This is a genomic window from Bacillus sp. RAR_M1_44 (assembly GCF_020165935.1).
Taxonomy (GTDB): domain Bacteria; phylum Bacillota; class Bacilli; order Bacillales; family Bacillaceae; genus Bacillus; species Bacillus altitudinis.
Window position 1 is genome coordinate 1,179,277 of the sequence record NZ_JAIUKX010000001.1, and the last position, 26,087, is coordinate 1,205,363.

Genomic DNA, 26,087 nt, shown 5'->3' on the forward strand with positions numbered 1-26,087 from the left:
ATTTTCACTCCAATCTTATGATTTGCCGTTATCTTCGGCAGATGCGCCTTTTTCAAGCGCCTTCCAGGATAATGTTGCACATTTGATGCGCGCCGGGAATTTTGCGACTCCCTGCAGCGCCTCAATGTCACCAAGATCAATGGAATCGTCGTATTCTTTTCCTAGCATCATATCGGAGAAAATCTGAGACATTTTCAAAGCTGTTTCAATATCTTTCCCTTTAATCGCCTGCGTCATCATAGAGGCAGATGCCATCGAAATCGAGCATCCTTCTCCTTCAAATTTCGCATCGATGACTTTTTCGTCTTCGATTTTCATCGTGAGACGAATGCGGTCACCACACGTTGGGTTGTTCATATCGACGACAATGCTGTCGTTTAACACACCTTTGTTCCTCGGATTTTTATAATGATCCATAATCACTTGTCTGTACAGTGTGTCTAAGTTTACATTAAAAGACATTCGTAAAATACTCCTTTGTCTTACGGAGCGCTGCCATGAGCTCGTCAATCTCCTCTTCTGTGTTGTACAGATAGAAGCTTGCTCTTGCAGTCGCTGATACACCAAGCCATTTCATGAGCGGCTGTGCACAGTGATGTCCAGCACGAATGGCGACACCTTCCGTATCTAGAACAGTTGAGGCATCATGAGGATGGACGTCGTCTAAGTTAAACGTCACAAGTCCAGCTCGGTGCTGCGGTCCGTAAACCGTGGCACCTTCAAGCTCCTTAAAGCGCTCAAGTGCGTAAGTCGCAAGCTGATGCTCGTAACGGCTGACTTCCTCCATACCGATGTCATTTAAGAAATCAATCGCTTTTCCGAGTCCAACTGCTCCTGCAATAATCGGTGTTCCCGCTTCAAATTTCCACGGCAGCTCTTTCCATGTAGAATCATATAGATCCACAAAGTCGATCATTTCACCGCCAAACTCAGCAGGCTCCATATTATTCAAAAGGTCCTTCTTCCCGTAAAGAACACCAATGCCAGTCGGTCCACACATTTTATGCCCAGAGAAGGCGAAAAAGTCGCAATCCAAGTCCTGAACATCAATTTGCATGTGCGGGGTGCTCTGGGCACCATCGACGACGATAATTGCACCGTGATCGTGAGCAATCTTTGCGATGTCTTTAATTGGGTTGATGGTTCCTAATACGTTTGAGACATGTGTGACAGCAACGATTTTCGTTTGATGTGTGATGGTTTGCTTCACATCTTCAAGCGACAGCGTGCCGTCTTCCTGTAACGGAATATATTTCAATGTGGCGCCAGTTGCTTTTGCTGCCTGCTGCCAAGGGATGATATTCGCATGATGTTCCATATGCGTAATGACGATCTCATCGCCTTCTTTAAGGTTTGCTCTAGCATAGCTGATTGCCACTGTGTTCAGTGCTGTTGTTGTACCTCTAGTAAAAATAATCTCCTGGACAGAAGAAGCGCCAATGAATGCTCGAACTTTTTCTCTTGCACCCTCGTATGCGTCCGTTGCTTTTGTGCCAAGGGTATGAACACCCCGGTGGACGTTCGAGTTGTAAGACCGGTAATACTCATTCATTGCATCAATGACAACTCGTGGTTTTTGAGATGTCGCTGCACTGTCCAAATACACCAAATCATGTCCGTTCACTTGCTGATGAAGGATTGGAAACTGCTCACGAACGTCTTTGATATTCATTATTTTACTTTCCTTTCAATCACAGAAACGAGCTGCTTTTTAACTCCTTCAATCGGCAGTTCTTTGACGACTGGATTTAAGAAGCCATAAATGACAAGTCTTTCTGCATCTTCTTTGGAAATCCCACGGCTCATGAGGTAATAGAGTTGAATTGGATCAACACGCCCAACAGACGCAGCGTGTCCTGCTGTTACATCATCTTCATCGATTAAAAGAATTGGGTTAGCGTCACCGCGTGCTTTCTCACTCAGCATGAGAACACGAGATTCTTGCTCTGCATTTGACTTCGTTGCGCCATGCTCGATTTTACCAATTCCGTTAAAGATAGAGGATGCTTGATCCTTCATGACACCATGCTTCAAGATATACCCTTCAGAGTTTTTACCGAAGTGGATGATGCTTGTTGTGAAGTTTTCCGTTTGATTCCCGCGGCCAACAACAACTGATTTCGTATCTCCGAATGTACCGTCGCCCATAAGCTTTGTGATGTTTTCAGACACAACGTCTCCATCATTCATCAGACCAAGCGCCCATTCGATTTTACTGTCACGACCATTTGCCATACCACGTCTATTCACATAGACTGTCACACCTTCTGCAAGGTTATCCACTGCACCGTAAGTGACGCGGGCATTTGCACCTGTGAAGACTTCAGACACGATATTGAAGATCGCTTCTTCTGGTGTTGCCGTACTGATGTAGTTTTCGACATATGTCACAGCACTATGATCGTCTGCTACAACGATGACATGGTTGAACAACGTTGTTTCGTCATTTTCATGAAGATAAACGGCTTGAATTGGTGCTTCAAGCTCTACGTTTTTCGGTACATAGAGGAAAGCTCCGCCATTCACTAAAGCAGCATGTAGAGCTGTTAGTTTGTGCTCATCCACTTTCACTGCATCAGTCATGAAATATTTCTTCACTAGGTCTCCATGTTCGCGAATCGCAGTATGGATATCAGTGAAGATCACGCCTTTGTCTTTTGCTTCATTAGAAAGAGACAAGTATGCTGGCGTTTGATCACGCTGAATATAGACTGTCTTATCTGTGTCCTCTAAATCAATAAGAGATTTCACTTCTTCAGGAAGCTCTTCTAAAGATCCAAATGGCGCACTTTCAACTGTATGCTGTTTGAAATTGGTTAAATTCCATTTTGAAATATTCGTTTTGTCAGGCTTTGGCATTGGAAGGTCTTCTGCTTTTTCAAGAGCCTGTAAGCGAAGGGAACTCATCCATGCCGGTTCCTGATGCTTCTCGGAGAAGCTTTTGACATAATCTTGATCTACTGATAATTTCGTTTCTAATGTCATCAATAATCCTCCTAACGCTTACGCTTCTTGACCAACAGTTTCGTCTTCAATTCCTAACTCTTTTTTAATCCAGTCATAACCTTCTGCTTCTAGACGCTGCGCGAGTTCTGGTCCGCCAGATTTCACAATACGTCCTTGCATCATAACATGAACGTGATCTGGTGTGATGTAGTTCAATAGGCGCTGATAGTGAGTGATCATTAAGCAGCCGAAGCTTTCGCCTCGCATTTTATTAATCCCTTTAGAAACAACTTTCAGTGCATCGATATCAAGACCAGAGTCGATTTCGTCAAGGATGGCGATTTTTGGTTCAATCATCATTAATTGAAGAATTTCGTTACGTTTTTTCTCCCCGCCTGAGAAACCTTCGTTTAGGTAGCGCTGTGCCATATCTGGGTCCATTTCAAGGAATTCCATGTTTTCGTCCATTTTGCGGATGAATTTCATGAGAGAGATTTCATCGCCTTCTTCTCTGCGTGCGTTAATAGCCGAACGAAGGAAGTCTGCATTTGTTACACCACTAATTTCAGATGGATATTGCATTGCAAGGAAAAGACCCGCTTGAGCGCGCTCATCTACTTCCATTTCAAGAACATCTTCGCCATCAAGCAAAATGCTGCCTTTTGTCACTTCATACTTAGGGTGGCCCATGATTGCAGCAGATAAAGTAGATTTACCTGTACCGTTTGGTCCCATTACTGCGTGGAATTCTCCACCTTTTATTTCTAGGTTTACACCTTTTAAGATTTCTTTCCCTTCAATCTCAACGTGCAAGTCCTTAATTGTTAATGTCGAAGCAGTCATATATCGATACCTCCAAAATAATCATTATTCTCAATTTATTCTCATTCTAATTTTATAACAAATTAAAAGTGAATACAACACATTCACGACAAGCGTGAGAGGATGCTCTCAAAATTCTAACAAAAAATACAGGTAGATAAAAGGATTTATGTCGAAAAGACTGTTTTCATAAAGAAAGGACGGGAAACTATTCTCCCCGCCCCTTAGCTATCAATAGCCTCGTATATTCATTTTTGCGAGCTGTCTTTTCTCATCTCGATAGGACTGCTCTCGTTTAAGTTCTACTTTCATTCGTAAGTCATGGTCTCTTTCATACTCTGCATAACTCATGCCATGAGATTGATGCATGGCCTTTTCCATCTCGGCGGTATAATCCAATCCCAGTGTACTCTGGTCCGAACAAATAATAAACCATTCCCTTCTTTGAGTGTAGCTTCATTGTATCAAAGGCATGCTGCTTCACTCAAAAGGGATATAACACGCTATGCTGGCATATTTTCTCACACAACCGGCTGAGAACGACTCAACTCCCTGATTTGGAAAAATACCATCTTATCCTTCCCTTAATGCGTCTGTCCTCCAAATTCATCAATACATTGCTGAACAACTGTGATGCCTTGACTTAGCGCAGCACCGCCGCCAAACGCTGCCGCCACACTGACGACCTCCAGCAAATTCTCTTCTGTTGCGCCTTGGTCGAGCGCTCCCTTTGTATGATAGATCATGCAATATTCATCTTGTGCATGAATGCTGATGCCAAGGGCAATCATTTGTTTTTCTTTTTGTGTTAAGGAATCGCTCTGAAAGCACTGCTCCGTAAATTCATTAAATTTCTTGCCAAACACCGGCATTTTCTTCTGAAATTCACCCATTGCCGTTTTATAATCCGTCAGTGATTGTTGCATCGATCCGCTCATATGTTGTTCATTCATCTTCATTCCATCCCTTCAAGTCATTTGTTCGTTTTTATTATGAGCGAGATTTGAAAAAATACACAAAAAAACCTCGCTTTCATGAAGCGAGGTTTACAAGTTGTTATTCAGATACAGGCAATACTGCACCATCATACTTTTTGTCGATGAATTCTTTGATTTTATCAGAGTGAAGAACTTCCATTAATACCTTGATCTTCTCTGATTTTTCGTCACCTTTGCGAACAGCGACGATGTTTGCATACGGGTTGTTTTTCGTTTGCTCAAGTTCGATTGAATCTTTTTTCGGATTCAATTTATTTTGGATCGCATAGTTAACGTTAATAAATACAGCGTCGCCTTCACTGTTTTCATAAGCTTTCGCTGTTAGTTCAGGAGCGATTTTTTTGAATTTTAGGTTCTTCGGGTTTTCTTTGATGTTTTTGACTGTTGCGTTGATTGTATCTACTTTTGGATCAAGCTTGATCACACCAGCATTTTGTAATAGGGCAAGCATACGTCCTTGCTCAGCTACGTTGTTTGTCATGATGATCGTGCCGCCGTTTGGAATATCTTTTACTGATTTGTATTTCTTAGAGTAGATACCGAAAGGCTCAAGGTGAACGGCACCAGCACTCACTAAGTTGTAATCTTTGTTTGATTTATTTTCTTCGTTCAAGTAAGGGATATGTTGGAAAAAGTTCGCATCCACTTCTTTTTCAGCTAATGCTTTGTTGTACATTTTATAATCGCTCAGTACTTTCACTTTTAGATCGTAGCCTTTTTCTTTTAGAAGTGGTTTTGCTTCTTCAAGAATCTCGGCATGTGGTGTTTTTGAAGCGGCAACCGTGATGGTTTTGTTATCGCTTGCGTTATTTGATGAACCGCAAGCAGCTAAAATGCCTGCAAATGCTAGAAATAGTGCACTTAAAATCAATTTCTTCATGAATAATTCCTCCCTTAACGTTTATCAATTTTATTTGTAATCAAATCACCGATTATTTGAATGATAAAGACGATGATCAGAATAAACACAGTGGCTACAAGTGTGACATCTGTATTACCAGATTGGTATCCTTCTACATAAGCAAGGTCACCAAGTCCGCCTGCTCCAATTGCTCCTGCAATCGCAGTAGAGCCAATCAGAGCAATCGCTGTTACAGTAATTCCTGAAATAAGGGCTGGCAGTGATTCTGGAAGCAATACTTTGAAAATAATGGTCGACGTTTTTGCTCCCATAGATCGTGCTGCTTCAATGACTCCTTTGTCTACTTCACGCAGTGCAATTTCGACAAGACGTGCGTAGAAAGGGGCTGAGCCAATGACAAGGGCTGGTAATGCTGCATTTGGACCTAATATCGTGCCCATAATTAGTTTAGTAAATCCTAATAATAGAATGATTAATATGATAAAGGGAATCGATCTGAAAATGTTGACTACTGCGCCGATGATAGCATTAATTGGTTTGTTTTCCCACAAACCGCCTTTACTTGTCAAAAAGAGCAACAGCCCAAGGATGATGCCGATAGCAAAAGCAAACGCTAATGCAATGAGTGTCATATAGACCGTTTCACCTGTCGCATTCCAAATAACCTCTAGATCAACGTTCGGAAACCATTTCTCAAACATGTGTCATCACCTCGATTTCAACCTGTTTGCTTTGGATATAGGCGATGGCTTTTTCAACTTCGTTCTCGTCTCCATTAATATGGATAAAGAGTGTTCCAAACGCGCCTTCCTGCGTTTGAGAAATCTTTCCTTGCAGGATGTTCACATCGACCTTGAAGGATCGAATAATTTCCGTGATCAGCGGCTGTTCGGCAGAATCTCCAATAAAGGACAACCTGACGACCTGACCTTCTTTTACTCTCTCTAGGACGTGCTCGATCGTTTCTTTTGCTTCTTCTGGTTCAGCAAGCTGTTTCACGAATCGCTTCGTCATTTCTTCTTTCGGCTGTCTGAAGACACGTAATACTTCGCCTTCTTCGACAATACGGCCATTCTCCATCACTGCCACACGGTGACAAATTTTGCGAATGACGTGCATTTCGTGTGTGATCAATACAATGGTGAGTCCTAGTCGTTTATTAATATCGGCTAAAAGCTCAAGGATGGAATCCGTTGTTTGTGGATCAAGCGCAGAAGTGGCTTCGTCACATAGCAGAACTTTTGGGTCATTTGCTAATGCTCTCGCAATCCCTACACGCTGCTTTTGCCCGCCGCTGAGCTGAGAAGGATATGCATTTTCTTTTCCTTCTAAACCGACCAATTTAATCAGTTCGTTTGCACGAGCTCTCCGTTTTGACGTTGGTACACCTGCGATCTCGAGCGGGAACATAATATTTTGTCTCACTGTTCTTGACCAGAGCAAGTTAAAGTGCTGGAAAATCATGCTGATTTCTTGTCTTGCTTTCCGAAGTTTCGCATTCGATACTTCATTGATCCGGTTGCCTGCCACTTCAACGATTCCTTCTGTTGGCAACTCCAGACCGTTTAATAGGCGAATCAGGGAGCTTTTCCCAGCGCCGCTATACCCGATAATTCCGAATATTTCACCTTTATCGATATCCAAGTTGACGTCTTTCACGGCATCAACATTTCCGCTTTTTGAAAGATACGTTTTTGATACATTCTGTAAATGGATCACAGTCTGTTCACCTGCTTTCTTGCTGAATCTATAGGTTGCCATCACATACGTTCATTTATTCTTCCGACTGTTATGACGCTAGCCTGACGCAAGGTCAGTAAAAAAGACCTAACTGCAACGCAAGCAGAAAGGCCTTTTATATCAAATACGCCTTTCTCTCATCTTTCAAAGCGTTGCGGCTTTGAGTGAATTGGCACCAATTTCAGCTATGCTGACGGTTGCCGGGTTTCATAGGGCACGTCCCTCCACCTCTCTTAATAAGAGAAAATATGTTGTTTTATGTGATGTTCATGTTTTTACTAACGTAGAATATCATGCTATCTGAGATATGTCAACGCTGTAAATCGCTAATTTCCAAGTAAACGACTACGTTATCATTTTTCGAAAAAAACCGTTCGTCAGCCAAAGTACCGCTTCTAGTCTTAGAAGAGCTCGAAATGAGCCTTTCACTTTCACTTGTCCTCTGCTGATCAGCTGCTGTAAGGACATGTCTCCATCTAATAATTGCAAAATCTCTTTTCGCTCACCATAAAAGATGAGATCCGATAACTCAATTGCAGGTAGTTTCTTCACTTCACCACGTTCATCCACAATCAATGTACAAGAGTCCGTTTCCGCCTCAAATGTAATCTTCAAGGATGATGATGAGAGCAACGGCTTTAACAATAATCGCTGCCCTGCACTTCCATGGGCTTTCACATTTTCCACATGTATAACCTCCCTGTCATTTGGTTATACATAACATTTCTCTACAAACATCGGCTTGTCCTTTATAAATAGCTCGACAAATTTTCAAATGAATTGCTTGAAATATGACAAAAAACCGCTTTATTTAGCGGTTTCAATCATTTCGTGAAGATATGGAACGGAGTGAAAGGCATAGCCTTTTTGCACGATTTCACCCTTTTTAAACAGGAGAAAGCAAGGGACACTTTCGATCTCAAATGCTTTTGCAAAACTTGGCGAGTAATTTAAGTTATTTTCATAAAAAGGAACTTCCGGCTGCATGGCATCAACCACTGCCAGCATCTTCTTTGCCAGCTGGCATGTTCCGCAAAATGGTGTATATAAGTACAAAAGAAATAAATCGTCCTCTATCTCCTTGAATTCATGCTCTTCAATCTCTTTCATATACGTCACCCTTATAAATATTTCGAATGAACATCAATGTTTGCAGCTAATAGAATAGATGCAATGTGGGCTGACGGTGAAGCGGCCACTTCGCGGTACGTTCTGTCGACAAAAAGATGCAGTGCTTCAGGGAATTCTTTTCGGAATTGCTTCCGCAGTTTGTCGCCAGCATCGTCACTGTCTGCTAATATGTAAACGTCTTTCCCGAATAAATCGTCCACAAGCTGATCCAGCTTCGATGTACTGATCGTGCCATTGGTGCAAATGATGGTAACAGGTTCACTTATGACTTCTTTTAGCTTCTGTTTATCTGATTTACCTTCTACAATGATGACCTTTTCTATCTCGACATTCATCACGATCACCTGGCCCTTTTGACGTTGATTCACTTCTTCCTTAGATTACAATCTTTCATTCGGGTTGTAAAGATTGGGCACTTGATCAACAAAAAGGCTGTAGCATTCACTCACTACAGCCTTATCTGTGATTAGCACCAGCCATTTTCATCGTCACAGTCTACATATTTTTCAGTCCCATGGGTCAACGTATCTGACAGACGATAAAAACGGTTTTGATCATAGGAATAACCTGATTTTAATTCATATTGATTTTCACTAATCATCGTGCCAATCTCTTCGTTTTGATGGTAAAGCACCATGCCGCTCTCTTTGAATCGTCCAGTGACATGCTCTGTTATATCCACCTGTTCTTTTTGAAAAGACAAATTGGACACCCCCCATATAGGTAGAGTGTCCAATTTCACATGAATTAGTCTTCTTTTGTCATTTCTTCATATTGCTCAGCTGTCATTAAGTTCTCGATTTCAGATGCGTCCGCTGGCTCTACTACGATCATCCAAGCTTTTTCGTATGGAGAGTCGTTGACGAACTCTGGGCTGTCATCAAGCTCATCGTTTACTTCAACGATTGTGCCGTTAATCGGTGCGTATAGTTCAGAAACTGTTTTGACTGATTCTACACTTCCGAAAGGCTCGTCCGCTGTAATTTTGTCTCCTACTTCAGGAAGCTCAACGAACACGATATCGCCTAGCTCAGATTGAGCAAAATGCGTAATACCGATACGCACCTTATCTCCTTCTACTTTGACCCATTCGTGTTCTTCTGAATAACGTAAATCTTTTGGTGTGCTCATTTCATACCCCTCCAGTCTTTTCTTACAATCTATATTGAAGATACCACAATCTGAATGAAAGTTACATCATTTCCAGACGCTTTTAAATGTATCTTCATTAAATCCAACTGTCACTCGTTTGCCGTCTGTTGTAATTGGACGCTTGATTAGCATTCCGTTAGACGCAAGTAATTCAAGCTGCTCGTCCTCTGACATTGCAGGAAGTTTATCTTTCAGCTGCAGCTCTCTGTATTTCTGACCGCTCGTATTAAAAAATTTCTTCAGCTCTAAACCGCTTTTTTCGTAAAGGGCTTTTAATGTTTCTTTATCAGGCGTCTCTTCGACGATATGTATGCTGTTGATGTCTTTATTGTGTTCTTCCAGCCATTTCTTTGCTTTTCGGCATGTACCGCAAGATGGGTATTCGTAAAAATCTAAAGCCACCATTTTCACCTCCTGCAAATAGTGACAACATTTTATCACAAAACATATGAAAAACCTAAATGTATGCTTACAAAAAGGTGCGACATGATATCCGCACCTTTTCAGCCGTCTTATACGATATATTTCTCTGCTTCAAAGATTCGTTTCGCCACTTCGCGCTTTTTGGCGATGACATTCATTGGCGTGAATCTTGTCAGCTTGCGAAGGGCTGACAGACTCATACGGAGTGAATCTCCTTCTTCCATGGCAATCAATGATTCTTTCGCATGAGCTTCAATCTTTAAAAAGGCTTCCTGCGTGAAAATTTGTGTATACGCAAGCTTTTGTGCATTTTTTTCTGCGCCTGATGCTGCGATTGCTTTTTCCGTACGCAAGACCGCCGACTCAGCAGCAAAGAGTTCATTGACGATATCTGCTATATTCACAAGGATTTCTTGCTCTTTGTCTAATGCTTTCCCATATTTCATCGCTGCCATACCTGCCACCATCAAGGCGATCTTTTTCGCATGGGCAAGTAAGTATTTCTCTTGATCAAGCGGCTGATCACCCGGCTCTTCCGGCATCATCATCATTAGCTCTTCCTGTAGGGTTTGCGCTTTTTGAAGAAGCGGAAGCTCTCCTTTCATCGCTTTCTTCAAGAAGGTGCCTGGCACAAGCAATCGGTTAATTTCGTTCGTTCCTTCAAAAATACGGTTAATTCGTGAATCGCGATAGGCTCTTTCGACTTCGTATTCTTGCATGAAACCATATCCGCCGTGAATCTGCACACCTTCATCCACAATGTAATCGAGCGTTTCAGAGCCAAGCACTTTACAAAGAGAGCATTCAATCGCATATTCTGCAATGGATTGCGCAATTTGTTTCCCATCCTTTTGCTCCACGTCACTTAACAGACCCATTCTTTGTTCAAATAACCCGACTGTGCGGTATACAGCACTTTCCATGGCATAAAGTTTTGCCGACATGTTGGCTGCTTTTTCGCCAATTAAGCTAAATTGAGAAATTGGTGTTTTAAACTGCTTACGCTGATTGGCATACTCTGCCGATAATTGAATGACTCGTTTTGATGCACCGATTGTACCTACAGCCAGTTTATAGCGTCCAATGTTCAAAATGTTAAAAGCAATGACATGACCTCTGCCTGCTTCACCAAGCAAATTCTCCTTTGGTACTTCGGCATCTTCAAGGATTAACGTTCTCGTCGAGGACCCTTTAATGCCCATCTTTTTCTCTTCAGGTCCTGTTTTGACTCCAGGAAAATCCTTTTCTACGATGAAAGCAGAGAAGTGTTCACCATCAATCTTCGCATACACGACAAACACATCGGCAAATGCGGAGTTTGTGATCCATTGTTTTTCCCCATTGAGGACATAATGTGTTCCAGCTTCATTCAGGACTGCCGTTGTTTTCGCACCTAGCGCATCAGAACCTGACCCTGGCTCTGTTAGGGCATAGGCCGCAATTGTTTCTCCAGAGGCGAGTCCTGGCAGGTACTTTTCCTTTTGCGCTTGATTGCCAAACAGCACGATCGGCAAAGAACCGATCCCGACATGGGCGCCGTAAGAAAGAGAGAAGCTGCCTGCTCTTGCAAATTTTTCAGTAATGATGGCTGAGCTGATTTTATCTAGCCCAAGCCCGCCAAATTCCTCAGGAACATCCGCACCAAGCAGGCCAAGCTCTCCAGCCTTTTTCAAGAGACGAACAGAATGCTCGAATTCATGATTTTCAATTTGATCGATGTGCGGAACGACATCTTGTAAAATGTAATCTTCTGTTGTTTTCCCGATCATTTGATGTTCATCAGAGAAATCCTCTGGTGTAAAGATATGCTCATAATTCGTCTCATCAATTAAGAAACTGCCACCCTTTTTTACTTCTTCCATTGCTTTCATCCTGTTTTCCCCCTTTAGATCAATTCAAAAATGCCTGCTGCTCCCATGCCCCCGCCGATACACATCGTCACAATACCAAATTGTTCATTTCGCCGTTTCATTTCATGAATGAGGGACAGCGTGAGTTTCGTTCCTGTACAGCCTAGCGGATGTCCTAATGCAATGGCGCCGCCGTTGACATTTACCTTCTCTTCATCGATCCCTAGATGACGAATGACTTGAATCGCCTGAGAAGCAAATGCTTCATTTAATTCAAACAGCCCGATGTCCTTTAGCTCTAGACCAGCGATTTTCAGCGCACGCGGAATGGCTTCAACCGGCCCAATCCCCATGACTTCAGGTGGTACACCACCAACAGCAAACGCCCTGAACTTGGCGAGCGGCTGAAGAGAAAGAGAAGATGCTTTTTCGCGATCCATCATCATGACACATGCCGCTCCATCACTCGTCTGCGAAGAGTTTCCTGCAGTCACTGTGCCTTTTGTTGAGAAGGCAGGTCGTAACGTTGAGAGAACCTCCTCTGTTGTGCCCGCTCTGACACCTTCATCTTGTGAGAACGTAAATTGGCGTTCTTCTAGTTGATACTGCTCTCCTACCCGTCTTTCTGTCACATCAACGGGAACAATTTCATCTGAAAATTTCCCTTCTTGAAGTGCCTTTGCTGCCTTTTGATGGCTCCTCACCGCAAAAGCATCTTGATCTTGTCGTGTGACCTGATACTTTTGCGCCACTTGCTCCGCTGTGTGGCCCATGCTCATATAGTATTCAGGCGCTTGCTCTGCCAAAAGAGCGTTTGGACGAATGGAGTGACCCATCATTGGGACTTGCGACATCGATTCGACGCCTCCAGCTAAAATGGTTTCTGCCTGCCCAAGCATAATTCGTTCACCCGCATAAGCAATTGACTGCAGACCTGAAGAGCAATAGCGGTTAATGGTAATAGCAGGTACTGTATATGGCAAACCTGCTAACGCCCCAATATTCCTGGCCACATTCAGCCCTTGCTCTGCTTCTGGTGTCGCACATCCGATGATTAAATCATCGATTGTTCCATCATAATCACCGGCACGCTTTAGCGTTTCTTTTACACACAATGCGCCCATATCATCAGGTCTGACATGTTTTAATGATCCTTTTTTGGCTTTCCCTACTGGTGTTCTTGCGCCAGCTACAATCACTGCTTCTCTCATTTTGACTCCCCCCCTAGTTACGTAAAGGTTTTCCTTTAACGAGCATGTGCTGCATGCGTGCCTGAGATTTGACTTCCCCTACAAGACTTAAAAAGGCTTCTCTTTCAAGCTCTAATAAGTATTGTTCATCCACCTCTGTACCAAATGGCAATTTGCCGCCAGAAATGACATGCGCTAGTTTTTTCGCAATGGTCATGTCATGGTCTGAAATGTATCCAGACAATCTCATATTTTCAGCAGCCAGCACCATTGCTGCGTAGCCTGTTTCCCCCATCACGGGCACCTTTTGCTTCAGCGGTGCACGATAACCCGCTTCATCAAGAGAAAGAACGAGTTGTTTCGCATCATGGATTAAATGATCACCATTCATGCTGATCCGGTCATTCACTCGAAGCATCTTCATATCACGCGCTTCCTCTGCTGATGTAGATACCTTTGCCATCGCAATGGCTTCAAAGGTTTGTAGCGCAGCATCTTGGATCGCAGTTGCTGATGGCTTTTCCGCTCCTTGCAGATGGCGAATATAGAGTTCTTTATTTCCGCCTCCGCCCGGTATGAGTCCGACCCCCGCTTCAACAAGCCCCATATACGTTTCACTGGACGCTTGGATAGCGGCTGCTGGTAGACAAAGCTCCGTCCCTCCGCCAAGTGTCATACCAAATGGTGCAGCCACAACTGGACGGTCACTATACTTCACCTTCATCATCGCCTGCTGGAACCTGCGAATGACAAAATCAATTTCAAAGAAGTTGTCGTCCTGTGCTTCCATTAAAATTAAGGCGAGATTCGCACCAACACAGAAGTTCTTTCCTTGGTTACCGATGACCAGCCCTTTATAATTCTTTTCCGTTTCATCTACAGCACGGTTGATCATATCAATGACATCAAGCCCAATGGCATTGCTTTTCGAATGAAATTCAAGCAAGGCAACATCATCCCCGATATCGATCAAGCTTGCACCCGTATTTTTAAAAATGACATCGTGTTTCTTTTTCAATCTAGCTAACGAAATATTCTTGTCGTTTCCCTTTTCCTGTTCATAAGCGCCATTCTGATAAAATGCACGGTCTCCTTCGGCATTTTCTTGATAGAACGTGTCATGTCCTTCTGAAAGCATATCTTGCACCCAGGTCGGGATGCTGTGCCCTTCCGCTTCCATTCGACTGACGGCTTTTTTCACACCAATCGCATCCCACAGCTCGAACGGGCCATGCTGCCAGCCAAATCCCCATTTCATGGCGTTATCGATGGACTGAATATCATCTGCAATGTCGCTTTTTAGATGAGCTGAATAAAGAAGAACAGGTGCGGTCATATTCCAAAGCAATTGCCCAACACGGCCGTCTTGATAAATAAGCGCTTTCAATTTCGCTTTTGTCCCCTTTTGCTGCTTGGCAATGTCAATGCCCGGATCCTTCAGCTTTGTCCGTTCTCCGTATGTGAGTGTGACAGGATCAAGCTCTAAAATGGTCTTCCCATTTTTTTGATAAAATCCTTGCCCTGCTTTGCTGCCGATCCACCCTTTTTCGAGCATTCTTTCCATAAACTCAGGCAGCTGAAAAATATCTTTTTCCTTTCCTTCTACCTGTTCATACACATTGCGGGCTACATGAGAAAATGTGTCGAGTCCCACCACATCCAGTGTGCGGAAGGTCGCACTTTTCGGTCTGCCAATGAGTGGACCTGTAACAGAATCGACCTCTCCGATCGTGTATTTGTTCTCAAGCATTTCACGCACTGTGACAAGAAGCCCATAAGTGCCAATTCGGTTGGCAATAAAGTTCGGTGTATCTTTTGCTTCGACCACACCCTTGCCAAGTACATCTTCACCAAATGTTTTCATATATGAGAGTACTTCTGGATCTGTTTCTTGAATAGGAATTACTTCTAACAGCTTTAAATAACGAGCTGGGTTAAAAAAGTGAGTGCCTAAAAAGTGGCGTTTAAAATCAGCTGATCGGCCTTCTGCCATTTTTTCAACAGAAATACCGGATGTATTGCTGGATACGATGCTGCCTTCTTTGCGGTGTTCGTCGATGAGAGAGAATACGTGTTGTTTAATGCTGAGCTTTTCAGTCACGACTTCAATGATCCAGTCAGCATCGTGTACTAAGGAAAGGTGATCTGTGAGATTTCCGGGTGTGATGTATGATAGGTTTTTGGCTGAAGTAAGAGGTGCTGGCTTTTGCTTTAACAATTTTTTCATTGCGTCTTGGCTTAATCTATTCCGAACACTAGGGTGATCAAGCGTTAGCTTTTTTGCCGTTTCTTCCTTTGTCAGTTCATGTGGCACAATATCTAGCAATGTTACTGGTATCCCGATATTGGCTAGATGTGCAGCAATGCCTGAGCCCATGACACCTGAACCAATGACAGCCGCCTTGCGAATATGTTTGCCCATAAATATCCCCCTAAACATTTTGAATGAACAGTCATTCATTTTTTGTCCAAAAAAAAGCAATGCCTCTTTCTTTATCTTAAAAGATTTTCCGAAACAGTTCAATAGCAGATTTCAAAAATTTACACATTCTCATGCGACTTTCTTTACAGCGTATGAATTAAAGACGAGGGGGAATTGTAAGAATGGAGGTGATGTCCACATGTCTCGTTTGCAAAAGAACCCATCAAAAGCAGGCGTAAGTGCTGCAAGTGTGAAAGGAAACGCAGGTCCATCACAAGAAGCAGACCTAGGTGGTAAAAAGACCAGTCAAAATCAGCAATATAAAAAGAAATCGTAAGGAGGAACACATCTTGAACAACCAGCAAATGAATATGCCCCCACAGGTGATTTCAGTAAAAGATTCCTTGTACCTAGAGGATATGCTGAACTGGAATTTGATCGCCATGAAAAAGGCTCATTTTATGGCCGAGCATTGTCAGGATCAAACATTGAAACAAGAACTCAATCAAGTTGGCCAAATGCATCATCAGCATTACACACAAATTCTTCAGCATTTAGGCAGCTCAGGGCAAGGCCAGTCTTCTGGCTTTATGCAATAGGAGGTAACAGACATGGAACAGCAAAACCAACAAAAAATCGGGAATCCACAAACGCCGGTTCCAACAACGACAAACATGAACGATCGCGACTTTGTCACAGACCTTTTGTCGACTGAAAAATATATGACAAGCGGATATAACACAGCACTCAATGAATTCAGCCATGAATCTCTTTACCAAGATATTCAGCGAATTGCGCTAGAAACACAAAAAACGCAAAGACATTTATATGATGTCATGTTCAAATATGGCTGGTACTCTGTCGAAGCCGCTGACCAGCAGAAGCTCCAGCAGGCACATCAAAAGTTCCAGCAAACACTGACAGATCAATCACCGTACGGATCATCACCCATGTCATAAAGAAAAACTGCCAGTTTGAGCTGGCAGTTTTTTAACGGTCTTTATTGGCACGATGAGCTTCATTTAATTGCTTGATCCGCTGAATCGTTTCTTTGATGTCTTCTTTTGCCTCTGGATACGTGTCATTAAAATGCTTGGCTAAAGGCGGCATGCTTTTGGCAATATGAGAATAGATGATCCACTGCGAGACATCTCTTTTCAGTTCCTCATTCGTTTCACCAAGCAGCAGCTCTGTATATTTATCAAGCAGGCCTTCGAGCTTTTCATCTAATTCATTTCCCATTGGTATTCCGCTCCTTTTTTCAGAAAAAAGCCTGACTCTGCGTGTAACAGATGTCAGGCTTTTCACATACGATTATCTTGCAGCAAGAAATGTCTCAGCTTGTGCCTGTTGGACAATACAACGTCCTCTGCCGTGCGGAATACATAAAGGTGTTCCGAATAAAGGATCTGTTGTGACTTGGCAGTTCATATCAAAGACATTTTTCACAAGATCACAGTTAATGACAGTTTCCGGTCTTCCTTCTGCATAAATCGACTTGTCTTTAATGGCCACAAGGTGATGCGCATATCTGCAAGCGAGATTGAGGTCATGCAGAACCATGACAATCGTGCGCTGCTCTTTTTCATTTAAATCAAAAAGAAGATCCAGGATTTCAATTTGGTGCGTCATGTCTAAATACGTTGTTGGCTCATCTAATAGAATAATATCCGTCTCCTGAGCCAGTGTCATCGCAATCCATGCACGCTGCCTTTGTCCACCTGATAATGAATCAACCGTTCGATCAGCAAGATCTTCCATCTTCGTTGACTTTAGTGCGCGATTTACCGCTTCTTCATCTTGCTTTGACCATTGCTTCAGCCAATTTTGATAAGGATATCGCCCTTGCTTGACGAGTTGATGTACCGTTAATCCTTCTGGCGCTTCCGGTCCTTGCGGAAGAATGGCGAGCTGTTTCGCCACTTCCTTTGTTGGTAATTTGGCAATGGAATGACCTTCAAGCAGGACAGAACCACCCATTGGCTTCATGAGACGGGCCAAAGAGCGAAGTAGCGTGGATTTACCGCATCCATTGCTGCCAATAAATACTGTGATTTCACCCTTAGGGATTGACACATTTAGTTCGTCTATGATCATTGTTTCTCCGTAACCTAAGCTTAAACCTTCAGTAGAAATGGCACTCATTCCGCTCAAACGCTCCTTTTCTCATCCAAATTTTTTATATTGAATATCGTCTATGTAGACGTCAAAGATCACTTATCTCAATTTAGTGTATCAGATTTAAGTGATCTTGAAAATCATTTTCAATTAAAAAATGAGAAAGTCTCGTTTACTTTGTCTTTTCGAACGCGCGTTTCGTCCCATCTTCGAGCTTCATATCGACTCGTATTCGCTGATAATCATCATCTAAATTAAAAGCAGATAATAATTCATTGACATATGTTTCATTCAGCTTTGCACTAGGAATCGACATATCATTGAGCTTCATCTTCATTTCACGTAAAGCTTCTTCCCCTTCATAGCGGACACCATTCATATGATCTCGAATTAGTGCTTCTTCTCTTCCACCAGCTTGACGATAGGTAGCTTCATATAATTCGCTTTTTTGTCCATATTGTACGTGCAATTGCAAATGCTGAAATGGCAGTTCCTTCATTTGAACAGCTGACAGACTTTCAGCTTCTGCTTCATGTGGATGTTGTATTGGTTCGATTGAACGACAGCCAGACAGCATAAAGAACAGCACTCCTAGCAGTCCCGCCTTCTTCCAGCACATCATGTGTTTCCTCCTATTTCATAGCATCGTTTTTTATTCTTCTCCAAGCCCCTTTTCGTTATTCAATAAAACAGCAGACTATGGTAGATTAAAACAAAAAGGAGAACCGGATGATGAATAAAACAGCCATTGTGACTGGTGCCAACAGCGGTTTCGGAAAGCTCATCACACTGCGCCTCGCTCAGCAAGGGTACACTGTGATTGCTGGCGTAAGACAGGAAACCAATGCGAAAAAGCTTGCCGAAGAAGTAAAGAACGCCGCTTTATCCGAATCGATACATATTGAAGCATTAGATGTGACAGATACACAGTCCATTCAAGCATTTCAAAAAAGGCTTAATGCCTATGCTCCGATTCACCTGCTTGTGAACAATGCAGGAACGGCCTATGCTGGTTTTGCTGAAGAAGTGCCTGTTGATCAGTACCGAGAGCAATTTGAAGTGAATGTCTTTGGTGTGATGGAAATGACACAAGCAGTCCTTCCGTTGATGACGAGCGGTGCAAAAATATTGAATATGAGCAGTATCAGCGGACTCATGGGAATGCTCGCACTCTCTCCATATGTATCGTCAAAGTTTGCGCTAGAGGGCTATACAGAGAGTTTGCGAATTGAGCTGGCTGCGTTTGGCATTCAGGCCGCTTTGATTGAGCCGGGTTCTTTCCAAACGAACATTTGGAACACCTCCATGAATGAGCAAATGACGCCGCCTGCAGAAGGTTCTAAATACACAGCTATTTATCAAAAGATGATGTCCTATATAGAGGCGCAAAAAAACAACTATGGAGATCCCGGCGAAGTTGCAGAGCTTGTGGTTTCGCTTGCAGAGAAGAAGCGGCTAAAAAAGCTAAGGTATCTTGTCGGGAAAGGTGTTCGGCTTTCATTCATAGCAAAGCAGCTCTTGCCTTGGAATGTATGGGAAAACATTATTTTACGGACACTATCCTCAAAAAAATAGGCACAAAAAAACAGGTGGATAAACGATCCACCTGTTTTCTTTTATTCGTTATCAGACTGCCCAAGGGTAATATCAAGATTTTTGTTCTTTCCATCACGGATGACAGTCATTGTCGTTTTATCGCCAATTTTTGTTTCTTTATAAAGGATTTCTTTCAGTTGTGAGCTGTTTGCTACATCTTTTCCTTTGAACTTGATGATGACATCTCCAGACTTCAAGCCTGCTTTTTGTGCAGGAGATCCTTTTGATACATCTTTTACATAGATGCCTTTACCGATTTGTTTATCAAATAGGCCAAGTGTATTTTCCTGATACGTTTCAGGCACTTGCTCAAGGTCAATCATTTGTACGCCAAGGTAAGGACGTTCGACTTTTCCATTTTTCAACAGCTGATCTACGATCGGTTTGACATCGTTACTTGGGATCGCAAATCCGAGTGATTCTACTCCGCTTTCGCTAATTTTCAAGCTGTTGATACCGATGACTTGACCGTCTGTATTGATCAGTGGACCGCCACTGTTTCCAGGGTTAATGGCAGCATCTGTTTGAAGCACATTCATCTCAACGGTTCCAGATGATGTATTGGCTTCAACGGTACGATCGAGACCACTAATAATCCCTTCTGTTACTGTACCAGAGAACTGCGCACCGAGCGGGTTCCCGATTGCGATGACTTTGTCTCCAGCACGAAGCTTAGAAGAATCTCCAAAACTTGCAACTTTATCAATGCCGTCAGCATTTATTTCCACGACAGCTAAATCTGTCATTACGTCACTGCCGACAAGCTTGGCATCTTTTGTTTTCCCATCGTATAGTGTGACCTTTAATTTATTGGCACCCTCGACTACATGGTTATTTGTGATAATGTATGCTTTTTTTCCATCTTTTTTGAAGATGACACCAGAACCCGTTCCAGCTTCTGCTTCAGTTGAATCACCGCTAAGACCGAACGAGTTTTGTGTAGATTGATAGTTTGAGACCCCTACAATCGTCGGCTCTAAATCTTCTACCATATCAGCAACATTCGTCGCATTGGTGATTTGTTTTGTTGAGAAATTTTCAGATGAAGCCGGTTCGCTTGATGCTGTTTGGGTTTGAGTGTTTGCCGCTGTATCTTGTGACTGCGGTAAAAGCGGTGTAATGCCAAGCACAAGACCGCCGCCAATAATCCCTCCAAGAATCGGACTTAGCCATGCAGCCTTTCGTTTTTTCTCCTTTTTAGACGAACGGTCATCAATCACTTGAGGAGACCCATTTGTCACCCTCTCCTGAGAGGCAGATGCTTCGTTTTCATGATGGTGAAAAACGAGTTCTTTCTCTTTTTCTGGTTCTTCTATTTGTTTCTCATTCTCTTGATGTGTGTGTTCTTGATCATTCATCTTTTTCTCTTCATCTTCTCTTCGGAAATCCATCGCTTGCACTCCTTTGCATCATTTTCATGAAATGCTTCATTCATATGTCTAGACAGGACTCATGTCCCCTTAATGGCAATATCATTGAAAAATTCTTTATGACAATATGTCAAATTATATAATACTTATTCATAGAAAAAAAGCAAGGTGTGCACATTGGTGAAAAGCACCTATTGATTAGCCTTTTGTCTATGCCCTTTTTTCCCTTGAGCTTATCATAAACAAACATTATGGGATAATGATGAGAAGAATATGTGAAATTGTGAAAAAAGCGTGTGATTGTTGACATGCCGCCTTTGTAACCCGTTATAATGACGTTGAGAGGATGTGGAAGACTTTGTCGTACACCATTTATTTAGTTGAAGATGAGCAGAATTTAAATGAACTGTTAACCAAATATTTAGAGAGTGAAAATTGGAATGTGTCCTCTTTTTTAACCGGAGAAGCGGCACGCGAAGCAATGAACAAGCCCCCGCATCTATGGATTTTAGATATTATGCTGCCTGATACGGACGGCTACACACTCATTAAAGAAATCAAAGCAGCCTCGCCTGACGTACCGGTCATTTTTATTTCGGCACGTGATGCAGATATTGATCGTGTGCTTGGCTTAGAACTCGGGAGCAGTGATTATATTGCGAAACCCTTTCTTCCGCGCGAGCTGATCATCCGCGTGCAAAAGCTGCTGGAGCTTGTATATAAAAACAGTGACACACCTCAGCAAAGCGTCACACCCGTTTCTTCCTATATCATTCATGAGGACGTAAGAGAGGTGTATGAAGGAGATCAGCTGATTAATTTAACGTCTAAGGAATTTGATTTGCTGCTCTTATTTACCCATCATCAAGGACATGCCTTTTCCCGGGAAGATATCCTCGTCAAGATCTGGGGGCACGATTACTTCGGGACAGATCGTGTGGTCGATGATCTTGTCAGACGGCTGCGAAAAAAAATGCCTGACTTAAAAGTCGAGACCATTTATGGATTTGGCTATAGGATGCTAAAGGGATGAAGAACAAACCACTCGCTTTTCAAATTTGGGTTGTCATCTCTGGCATTTTACTCACCATCTCGATTGTCCTGATCATTTTATTTTCAAATACATTACGCAGCTTTTTTACGAATGAAATTTATAAAAACATCGAAAACGAGCAGCAAGTGTTAACAGAATACCCTCTGAATCGAGACGGCTCACCAAAGTCGACACCAGAAAACCGATCGGTTCAGCACATTCTGATTCCGTCAGATGAATTAAATCAAATGGCTCAGTTTTTCCCGCATGCCTTTATTGAAAAAGTGCAGTCCTTTGTTAAAAAACAAAAAAGCGCAACAAAACGCTATTCTGAAGAAGTGAATGGTCAGCATATCTTTTTTGTGATCAAAAAAGTCTCAACAGGCAATACACAATATATTCTCTTGTCATATGCACCCGATTCTTATCGAGATGACTTGTCCTTTACACTGTTTAAACAGCTGATTTTCATCTTAGGAACGGTTATTTTACTAAGCTGGATTCCATCGATTTGGCTCGCCCGCTACTTATCACGTCCAATCGTCGCGTTTGAAAAGCACGTCAAGCGCATTGCACAAGAAGACTGGGACGATCCTGTGATGGTTGACCGGCAAGATGAAATTGGCAAACTGGGGCATACGATTGAAGAAATGAGACAAAAGCTCATTCAAAAGGATGAAACAGAACGAACGCTTTTGCAAAATATATCACACGACTTAAAAACACCTGTGATGGTCATCCGCGGTTATACGCAGTCTATTAAAGATGGAATTTTCCCTAAAGGAGATCTTGAACAAACGGTGGAAGTGATTGAAGGCGAAGCGGAAAAGCTTGAGAAGAAAATCAAAGATTTGCTGTATTTAACAAAGCTTGATTATTTATCAAAACAACATCCGGCGCATTCTCCCTTCCTTGTGAGTAATACAATGCTGGAAGTGGTTGACCGTTTACGCTGGTCGAAAAATGAATTGCAGTGGAACGTGGACTTAGATGATGAGGCTGCACTTGAAGGCGATCCAGAACAATGGAGCAAATTATTTGAAAATGTATTAGAAAATCAACTTCGCTACGCAAAAAATAAAATTGATATTCATATGAAGCAGGAAGAGGATCAAATTCGCATCGTCATTCGTAATGATGGCCCTCCAATTGAAGAACACATGCTATCCAGCCTATACGAACCTTTTAGTAAGGGAAAAAAGGGCGAATTCGGCATTGGATTAAGCATTGTCAAACGAATTCTTTCAATGCATCAAGCGTCCATATCAATTGAAAATGATGAACTAGGTGTACGCTATACGATCACTGTTCCAAAGAAGAGGCTGTAGGTTTTACACCGCAGTCTTTTTTTAGATGAATGAATACCCATTGAAATCACGGTATGTGGCTTTGATCTTCTTGCCAGCTTGATACATCCATTTCTTTTCAATGGTTGTCTCTTTCGGCATTTTGACTTTTTCTACTTGAATTCCTTTTGCTTTCAAGCGTCTAATCATATCATCAATTTCTCTCATGGAACATCATCCTTTCACATTTTTTGACCGGTTGGTCACCTTACTTTATAATATAAAGAATTACACTGTAAAAAACAAGTTACAATCTGATTAATTTTTGAAAAGTTTTGTCGTTTATGACCGATAAGTCACATCTCTTTGCGCACGTTTCCTAAGACATTTGTCTCTCGGTAAGAAAGGATGACATTCATATTGAAAAAGAAAGAAAAAATGATTATTGAGGCTGGTATGAAGTTATTTGCCAGCAAAGGCTATAATACAACGTCTGTTCAGGAAATTGCAGATGAATGCCACATGTCAAAGGGTGCGTTTTACCTTTATTTCAAATCGAAAGAAGCACTACTTATTTCGATCTTGCATTACTATTACGATAAGGTATTTACCCGGATTCATGAGGTTCAAACAGAGGGCGGCACACCAAAAGAGGCCTACCGGAAACAGCTCACTGTCTATTACGATAATATTTTGCAGCAAAAGGATTTTATTAAAATGCAGCTAAGCGACAGGGCGCTCCCATTGAACGAAGAAACGCAGCAGCTCGCAAAGCAAATTCGACTTGCGACGATTCAGTTGCACATTGATAACATTAAGCAAGTGTATGGAGATGCGGCCATTCCTTATATGGCTGATCTATGTTTAACGATCGAGGGCATGAGTCACGTTTACTTTGAGCTTGCCATTTTATATGATTTTCAGCTCGAAGCAGAGGAGCTTGCCGCAACAATGATTCACCGTATCGATGATCTAATGGGCGGTATGATGAAGCGCAATGACCCTCCACTCATTTCTGTGGACCAAGCAAGCGACTGGTTCGGCCCGATTTATGAACGATCATTTGACCCGCTCACAGAATCTCTATTAAAAGAATTAAGAGAGCTGGCAGAAGCACATTATGAAGTGAAAGACGAGCCAGATTTATTTGAAGCGCTTGGCATTTTAGAAAACGAGTTAAACAAACAAAAACCAAGACAAGTCATCGTCAAAGGCATGCTTTACCAATTGAAATTATACACACCACTTCAGCCAGTCTCAGGCTCCTTATTACGCATTCTAAAAGAAGATCATTTATAAAACCCAGGGCTTGCTTGCCCTGGGTTTTATTGTGACAAACAATCAAACTTCTTTTCTGTGATTTCAGGAAGTTTCCATTAAAAAACCAGAGGCACAGAGGCCTCTGGTGTCTTATTTTGCTTTCGGTGTCACCATTTCTTCTGGTTTCACAAACTCTTCAAACTGCTCTTCTGTTAATAGTTCTAATTGAAGGGCAGCTTCTTTTAGCGTTAATCCTTCTTTGTGCGCAAGCTTCGCAATTTTCGCTGCATTTTCATATCCGATGTGCGGGTTGAGTGCCGTCACAAGCATCAATGAATTGTTTAGGTTTTTCTCGATTGTTTCTAGGTTTGGTTCAATTCCAATGGCACACTTGTCATGGAATGAGTTCATACCGTCAGCTAGCAATTCAACTGACTGCAAGAAGTTATAGATGATGACCGGCTTAAATACGTTCAGCTCGAAGTTTCCTTGGCTTGCGGCAAAACCGATTGTTGCATCATTCCCCATGATTTGTGCGGCAATCATTGTTAAAGCTTCACTTTGAGTTGGGTTGACTTTTCCTGGCATAATGGAGCTGCCTGGCTCGTTTTCAGGAATGATCAATTCACCAATTCCGCAGCGAGGACCACTTGCAAGCCATCTCACATCATTGGCAATTTTCATTAAGTCAGCTGCAAGAGCTTTAAGCGCTCCGTGTGCATATGTGATTTCATCATGGCTTGTCAGCGCATGGAATTTGTTTGGTGAAGAATTGAACGTTTGACCTGTTAACTGGCTGATTTCTTCTGCCACGTATTTACCAAACTCAGGATGTGCGTTAATTCCCGTACCAACAGCTGTTCCGCCAATGGCAAGTTCTCTCATTTTTTCAGTAGATTCTAAAATCATTTCTTTTGAACGATCAAGCATGTACACCCAGCCGCTAATCTCTTGGCCCACTGTAAGAGGTGTTGCATCTTGCAAATGCGTACGGCCAATTTTCACGATCTCTTGGTATGCTTTTGCTTTCTCATCAAGCGTCGCTCTTAACTGGTCAATCGCAGGCAATAGCTTTTTGTACACAGCTAAAACAGCTGCCACGTGCATAGCCGTTGGGAATGTATCATTTGAACTTTGGCTACGGTTCACATCATCATTCGGGTGAATGCTGAATTCACTATTTTTATCTTTCAAGTAAGCAGTTGCTCTATTTGCAACGACTTCGTTCATGTTCATATTACTTTGTGTTCCACTTCCTGTTTGCCATACAACAAGCGGGAAATGCTCGTCATACTTTCCACTGATGATGTCATCACATACAGCAGCAATCGCTTCAGCTTTTTCACTTTCTAAGTTGCCAAGACGTTCGTTCGCAATCGCTGTGCTACGTTTCAAAATTGCAAACGCATTCACAACTTCCTTTGGCATTTTCTCAGAACCGATTTTGAAATTTTCTTTGCTTCGTTGTGTTTGTGCACCCCAGAACTTGTCCTGTGGCACCTTGATTTCGCCCATTGTATCTTTTTCGATTCTAAATTCTGTCATTATGTATCCCTCCATAGCTTCATCACTCAACTCTATTCTATACAAAAAACGAAAATCCTTTAAGCGTTTTCAATTAAAATTTTATCTTTATTTTAATTTTAGTTCAATATAAACACGAACATCTTTGGAATATTTGTATTTTGGATTTGTTTTTCCGTAATCTTTTGACGTATAAGTCACCTCATAATGCTTGTCAAACGACTGTAGAATAAGGTCGATCTCCTCTTTTGTTCCTGCTAAACGAATTTGCGCCATCTTCTTTCCTCCAACACCGTGATTCTTTCATATACCACAAAATAATGTAACACAGAATATTGTTTTTTCAAGCAGGTAATGCTAAGAA

The 26,087-nt window shown here is 42.2% G+C and carries 32 protein-coding genes and 1 riboswitch; of the genes, 7 read left to right on the forward strand and 25 right to left on the reverse strand.

Features of this window, described 5'->3' with window-relative positions; translation table 11 throughout:
- Positions 1-15: 15 nt before the first annotated feature.
- The 18 genes from sufU to LCD34_RS06570 all read right to left on the reverse strand — a co-directional run bounded on the left by sufU (position 16) and on the right by LCD34_RS06570 (position 15,536).
- On the reverse strand, positions 16-462 hold the full coding sequence (gene sufU, locus LCD34_RS06485; protein WP_008347017.1) for a Fe-S cluster assembly sulfur transfer protein SufU: 447 nt from the start codon (positions 460-462) through the stop codon (positions 16-18).
- Positions 452-1,672, reverse strand: coding sequence for a cysteine desulfurase (locus tag LCD34_RS06490; RefSeq protein ID WP_007500359.1), 1,221 nt, complete (start codon positions 1,670-1,672; stop codon positions 452-454). The genes sufU and LCD34_RS06490 overlap by 11 nt, the downstream gene beginning before the upstream one ends.
- Positions 1,672-2,985 carry a Fe-S cluster assembly protein SufD gene (gene sufD, locus LCD34_RS06495; RefSeq protein ID WP_017359290.1) on the reverse strand — a complete coding sequence of 438 codons (1,314 nt, stop codon included), beginning with the start codon at positions 2,983-2,985 and terminating at the stop codon, positions 1,672-1,674. Before sufD ends, LCD34_RS06490 begins: the two co-directional genes overlap by 1 nt.
- A gap of 18 nt (positions 2,986-3,003) precedes the next feature.
- Positions 3,004-3,789 (reverse strand): Fe-S cluster assembly ATPase SufC, encoded by a 786-nt coding sequence (gene sufC, locus LCD34_RS06500; protein ID WP_007500355.1) that lies wholly within the window; start codon positions 3,787-3,789, stop codon positions 3,004-3,006.
- 210 nt (positions 3,790-3,999) lie between these two features.
- Complete coding sequence (locus tag LCD34_RS06505) at positions 4,000-4,137, reverse strand: hypothetical protein (protein WP_008356693.1); 138 nt, start codon at positions 4,135-4,137, stop codon at positions 4,000-4,002.
- A 215-nt stretch (positions 4,138-4,352) separates the two neighbouring features.
- Entirely contained in the window at positions 4,353-4,721 is a 369-nt protein-coding gene (locus LCD34_RS06510; protein ID WP_003212803.1) for a carboxymuconolactone decarboxylase family protein, read from the reverse strand.
- Between the two features lie 103 nt (positions 4,722-4,824).
- Positions 4,825-5,646, reverse strand: a complete 822-nt coding sequence (metQ, locus tag LCD34_RS06515) for a methionine ABC transporter substrate-binding lipoprotein MetQ (RefSeq protein WP_007500351.1) — start codon at positions 5,644-5,646, stop codon at positions 4,825-4,827.
- Between the two features lie 14 nt (positions 5,647-5,660).
- Positions 5,661-6,329: a methionine ABC transporter permease gene (locus LCD34_RS06520; RefSeq protein ID WP_224558687.1), complete on the reverse strand. Its 669-nt coding sequence runs from the start codon at positions 6,327-6,329 to the stop codon at positions 5,661-5,663.
- A complete protein-coding gene (locus LCD34_RS06525; RefSeq protein ID WP_017359288.1) occupies positions 6,322-7,347 on the reverse strand; it encodes a methionine ABC transporter ATP-binding protein in 1,026 nt (341 codons plus the stop codon). The genes LCD34_RS06520 and LCD34_RS06525 overlap by 8 nt, the downstream gene beginning before the upstream one ends.
- Positions 7,348-7,502: 155 nt before the next feature.
- Positions 7,503-7,611: riboswitch (SAM riboswitch) on the reverse strand.
- A gap of 102 nt (positions 7,612-7,713) precedes the next feature.
- Positions 7,714-8,055 carry an SCP2 sterol-binding domain-containing protein gene (locus tag LCD34_RS06530; protein WP_008347033.1) on the reverse strand — a complete coding sequence of 114 codons (342 nt, stop codon included), beginning with the start codon at positions 8,053-8,055 and terminating at the stop codon, positions 7,714-7,716.
- Positions 8,056-8,175: 120 nt separating this feature from the next.
- On the reverse strand, positions 8,176-8,478 hold the full coding sequence (locus tag LCD34_RS06535) for a thioredoxin family protein (RefSeq protein WP_007500346.1): 303 nt from the start codon (positions 8,476-8,478) through the stop codon (positions 8,176-8,178).
- Between the two features lie 11 nt (positions 8,479-8,489).
- Positions 8,490-8,834 (reverse strand): toprim domain-containing protein, encoded by a 345-nt coding sequence (locus tag LCD34_RS06540; protein ID WP_008347035.1) that lies wholly within the window; start codon positions 8,832-8,834, stop codon positions 8,490-8,492.
- A gap of 131 nt (positions 8,835-8,965) precedes the next feature.
- The gene (locus LCD34_RS06545) at positions 8,966-9,202 is read right to left on the reverse strand and encodes a YusG family protein (RefSeq protein ID WP_008347037.1); all 237 of its coding nucleotides are present in this window, start codon (positions 9,200-9,202) and stop codon (positions 8,966-8,968) included.
- A 44-nt stretch (positions 9,203-9,246) separates the two neighbouring features.
- On the reverse strand, positions 9,247-9,630 hold the full coding sequence (gene gcvH / locus LCD34_RS06550) for a glycine cleavage system protein GcvH (RefSeq protein WP_008347039.1): 384 nt from the start codon (positions 9,628-9,630) through the stop codon (positions 9,247-9,249).
- A 66-nt stretch (positions 9,631-9,696) separates the two neighbouring features.
- Positions 9,697-10,053: an arsenate reductase family protein gene (locus LCD34_RS06555; protein ID WP_008356673.1), complete on the reverse strand. Its 357-nt coding sequence runs from the start codon at positions 10,051-10,053 to the stop codon at positions 9,697-9,699.
- Between the two features lie 110 nt (positions 10,054-10,163).
- Complete coding sequence (locus LCD34_RS06560) at positions 10,164-11,945, reverse strand: acyl-CoA dehydrogenase family protein (RefSeq protein WP_224558688.1); 1,782 nt, start codon at positions 11,943-11,945, stop codon at positions 10,164-10,166.
- A gap of 14 nt (positions 11,946-11,959) precedes the next feature.
- On the reverse strand, positions 11,960-13,135 hold the full coding sequence (locus LCD34_RS06565) for an acetyl-CoA C-acetyltransferase (protein ID WP_008347045.1): 1,176 nt from the start codon (positions 13,133-13,135) through the stop codon (positions 11,960-11,962).
- Between the two features lie 13 nt (positions 13,136-13,148).
- A complete protein-coding gene (locus tag LCD34_RS06570) occupies positions 13,149-15,536 on the reverse strand; it encodes a 3-hydroxyacyl-CoA dehydrogenase/enoyl-CoA hydratase family protein (protein ID WP_224558689.1) in 2,388 nt (795 codons plus the stop codon).
- Positions 15,537-15,735: 199 nt separating this feature from the next.
- Here LCD34_RS06570 and LCD34_RS06575 point away from each other — a divergent pair, with 199 nt between their 5' ends.
- The 3 genes from LCD34_RS06575 to LCD34_RS06585 are packed head-to-tail and all read left to right on the forward strand — an operon-like array spanning position 15,736 to position 16,495.
- Positions 15,736-15,873 (forward strand): YuzL family protein, encoded by a 138-nt coding sequence (locus LCD34_RS06575; protein WP_008347049.1) that lies wholly within the window; start codon positions 15,736-15,738, stop codon positions 15,871-15,873.
- Between the two features lie 10 nt (positions 15,874-15,883).
- Entirely contained in the window at positions 15,884-16,135 is a 252-nt protein-coding gene (locus LCD34_RS06580; protein WP_060698253.1) for a hypothetical protein, read from the forward strand.
- 12 nt (positions 16,136-16,147) lie between these two features.
- Positions 16,148-16,495 (forward strand): spore coat protein, encoded by a 348-nt coding sequence (locus LCD34_RS06585; RefSeq protein WP_007500333.1) that lies wholly within the window; start codon positions 16,148-16,150, stop codon positions 16,493-16,495.
- A gap of 31 nt (positions 16,496-16,526) precedes the next feature.
- Here the strand turns inward: LCD34_RS06585 and LCD34_RS06590 are convergent, their stop codons facing one another.
- From LCD34_RS06590 to LCD34_RS06600, 3 genes are all read right to left on the reverse strand, one after another.
- Positions 16,527-16,778, reverse strand: coding sequence for a YusU family protein (locus LCD34_RS06590; RefSeq protein ID WP_017359282.1), 252 nt, complete (start codon positions 16,776-16,778; stop codon positions 16,527-16,529).
- Between the two features lie 72 nt (positions 16,779-16,850).
- Entirely contained in the window at positions 16,851-17,681 is an 831-nt protein-coding gene (locus tag LCD34_RS06595) for an ABC transporter ATP-binding protein (RefSeq protein WP_008347057.1), read from the reverse strand.
- Positions 17,682-17,826: 145 nt separating this feature from the next.
- A complete protein-coding gene (locus tag LCD34_RS06600) occupies positions 17,827-18,273 on the reverse strand; it encodes a YusW family protein (RefSeq protein WP_170916856.1) in 447 nt (148 codons plus the stop codon).
- Positions 18,274-18,386: 113 nt separating this feature from the next.
- On the opposite strand from LCD34_RS06600, the gene LCD34_RS06605 reads away from it, so the two are divergent.
- Complete coding sequence (locus LCD34_RS06605) at positions 18,387-19,229, forward strand: oxidoreductase (protein WP_224558690.1); 843 nt, start codon at positions 18,387-18,389, stop codon at positions 19,227-19,229.
- Positions 19,230-19,270: 41 nt separating this feature from the next.
- Here LCD34_RS06605 and LCD34_RS06610 read toward each other — a convergent pair whose 3' ends face one another.
- Positions 19,271-20,641, reverse strand: coding sequence for a S1C family serine protease (locus LCD34_RS06610; protein WP_008347064.1), 1,371 nt, complete (start codon positions 20,639-20,641; stop codon positions 19,271-19,273).
- Positions 20,642-20,978: 337 nt separating this feature from the next.
- Between LCD34_RS06610 and LCD34_RS06615 the strand changes: the two genes are divergently transcribed.
- Both LCD34_RS06615 and LCD34_RS06620 read left to right on the forward strand, forming a co-directional pair.
- The gene (locus LCD34_RS06615; protein ID WP_017359278.1) at positions 20,979-21,653 is read left to right on the forward strand and encodes a response regulator transcription factor; all 675 of its coding nucleotides are present in this window, start codon (positions 20,979-20,981) and stop codon (positions 21,651-21,653) included.
- On the forward strand, positions 21,650-22,981 hold the full coding sequence (locus LCD34_RS06620; protein WP_007500323.1) for a sensor histidine kinase: 1,332 nt from the start codon (positions 21,650-21,652) through the stop codon (positions 22,979-22,981). The genes LCD34_RS06615 and LCD34_RS06620 overlap by 4 nt, the downstream gene beginning before the upstream one ends.
- 21 nt (positions 22,982-23,002) lie before the next feature.
- Here LCD34_RS06620 and spxO read toward each other — a convergent pair whose 3' ends face one another.
- Positions 23,003-23,167, reverse strand: a complete 165-nt coding sequence (spxO, locus tag LCD34_RS06625; RefSeq protein WP_008347070.1) for an anti-adapter protein SpxO — start codon at positions 23,165-23,167, stop codon at positions 23,003-23,005.
- A gap of 192 nt (positions 23,168-23,359) precedes the next feature.
- Between spxO and LCD34_RS06630 the strand changes: the two genes are divergently transcribed.
- Positions 23,360-24,238: a TetR/AcrR family transcriptional regulator gene (locus LCD34_RS06630; protein ID WP_224558691.1), complete on the forward strand. Its 879-nt coding sequence runs from the start codon at positions 23,360-23,362 to the stop codon at positions 24,236-24,238.
- A 111-nt stretch (positions 24,239-24,349) separates the two neighbouring features.
- Here LCD34_RS06630 and fumC read toward each other — a convergent pair whose 3' ends face one another.
- Positions 24,350-25,744, reverse strand: a complete 1,395-nt coding sequence (fumC, locus tag LCD34_RS06635) for a class II fumarate hydratase (RefSeq protein WP_008347076.1) — start codon at positions 25,742-25,744, stop codon at positions 24,350-24,352.
- Between the two features lie 87 nt (positions 25,745-25,831).
- Complete coding sequence (locus LCD34_RS06640; RefSeq protein WP_017359274.1) at positions 25,832-25,999, reverse strand: YvzF family protein; 168 nt, start codon at positions 25,997-25,999, stop codon at positions 25,832-25,834.
- Positions 26,000-26,087: the final 88 nt, after the last annotated feature.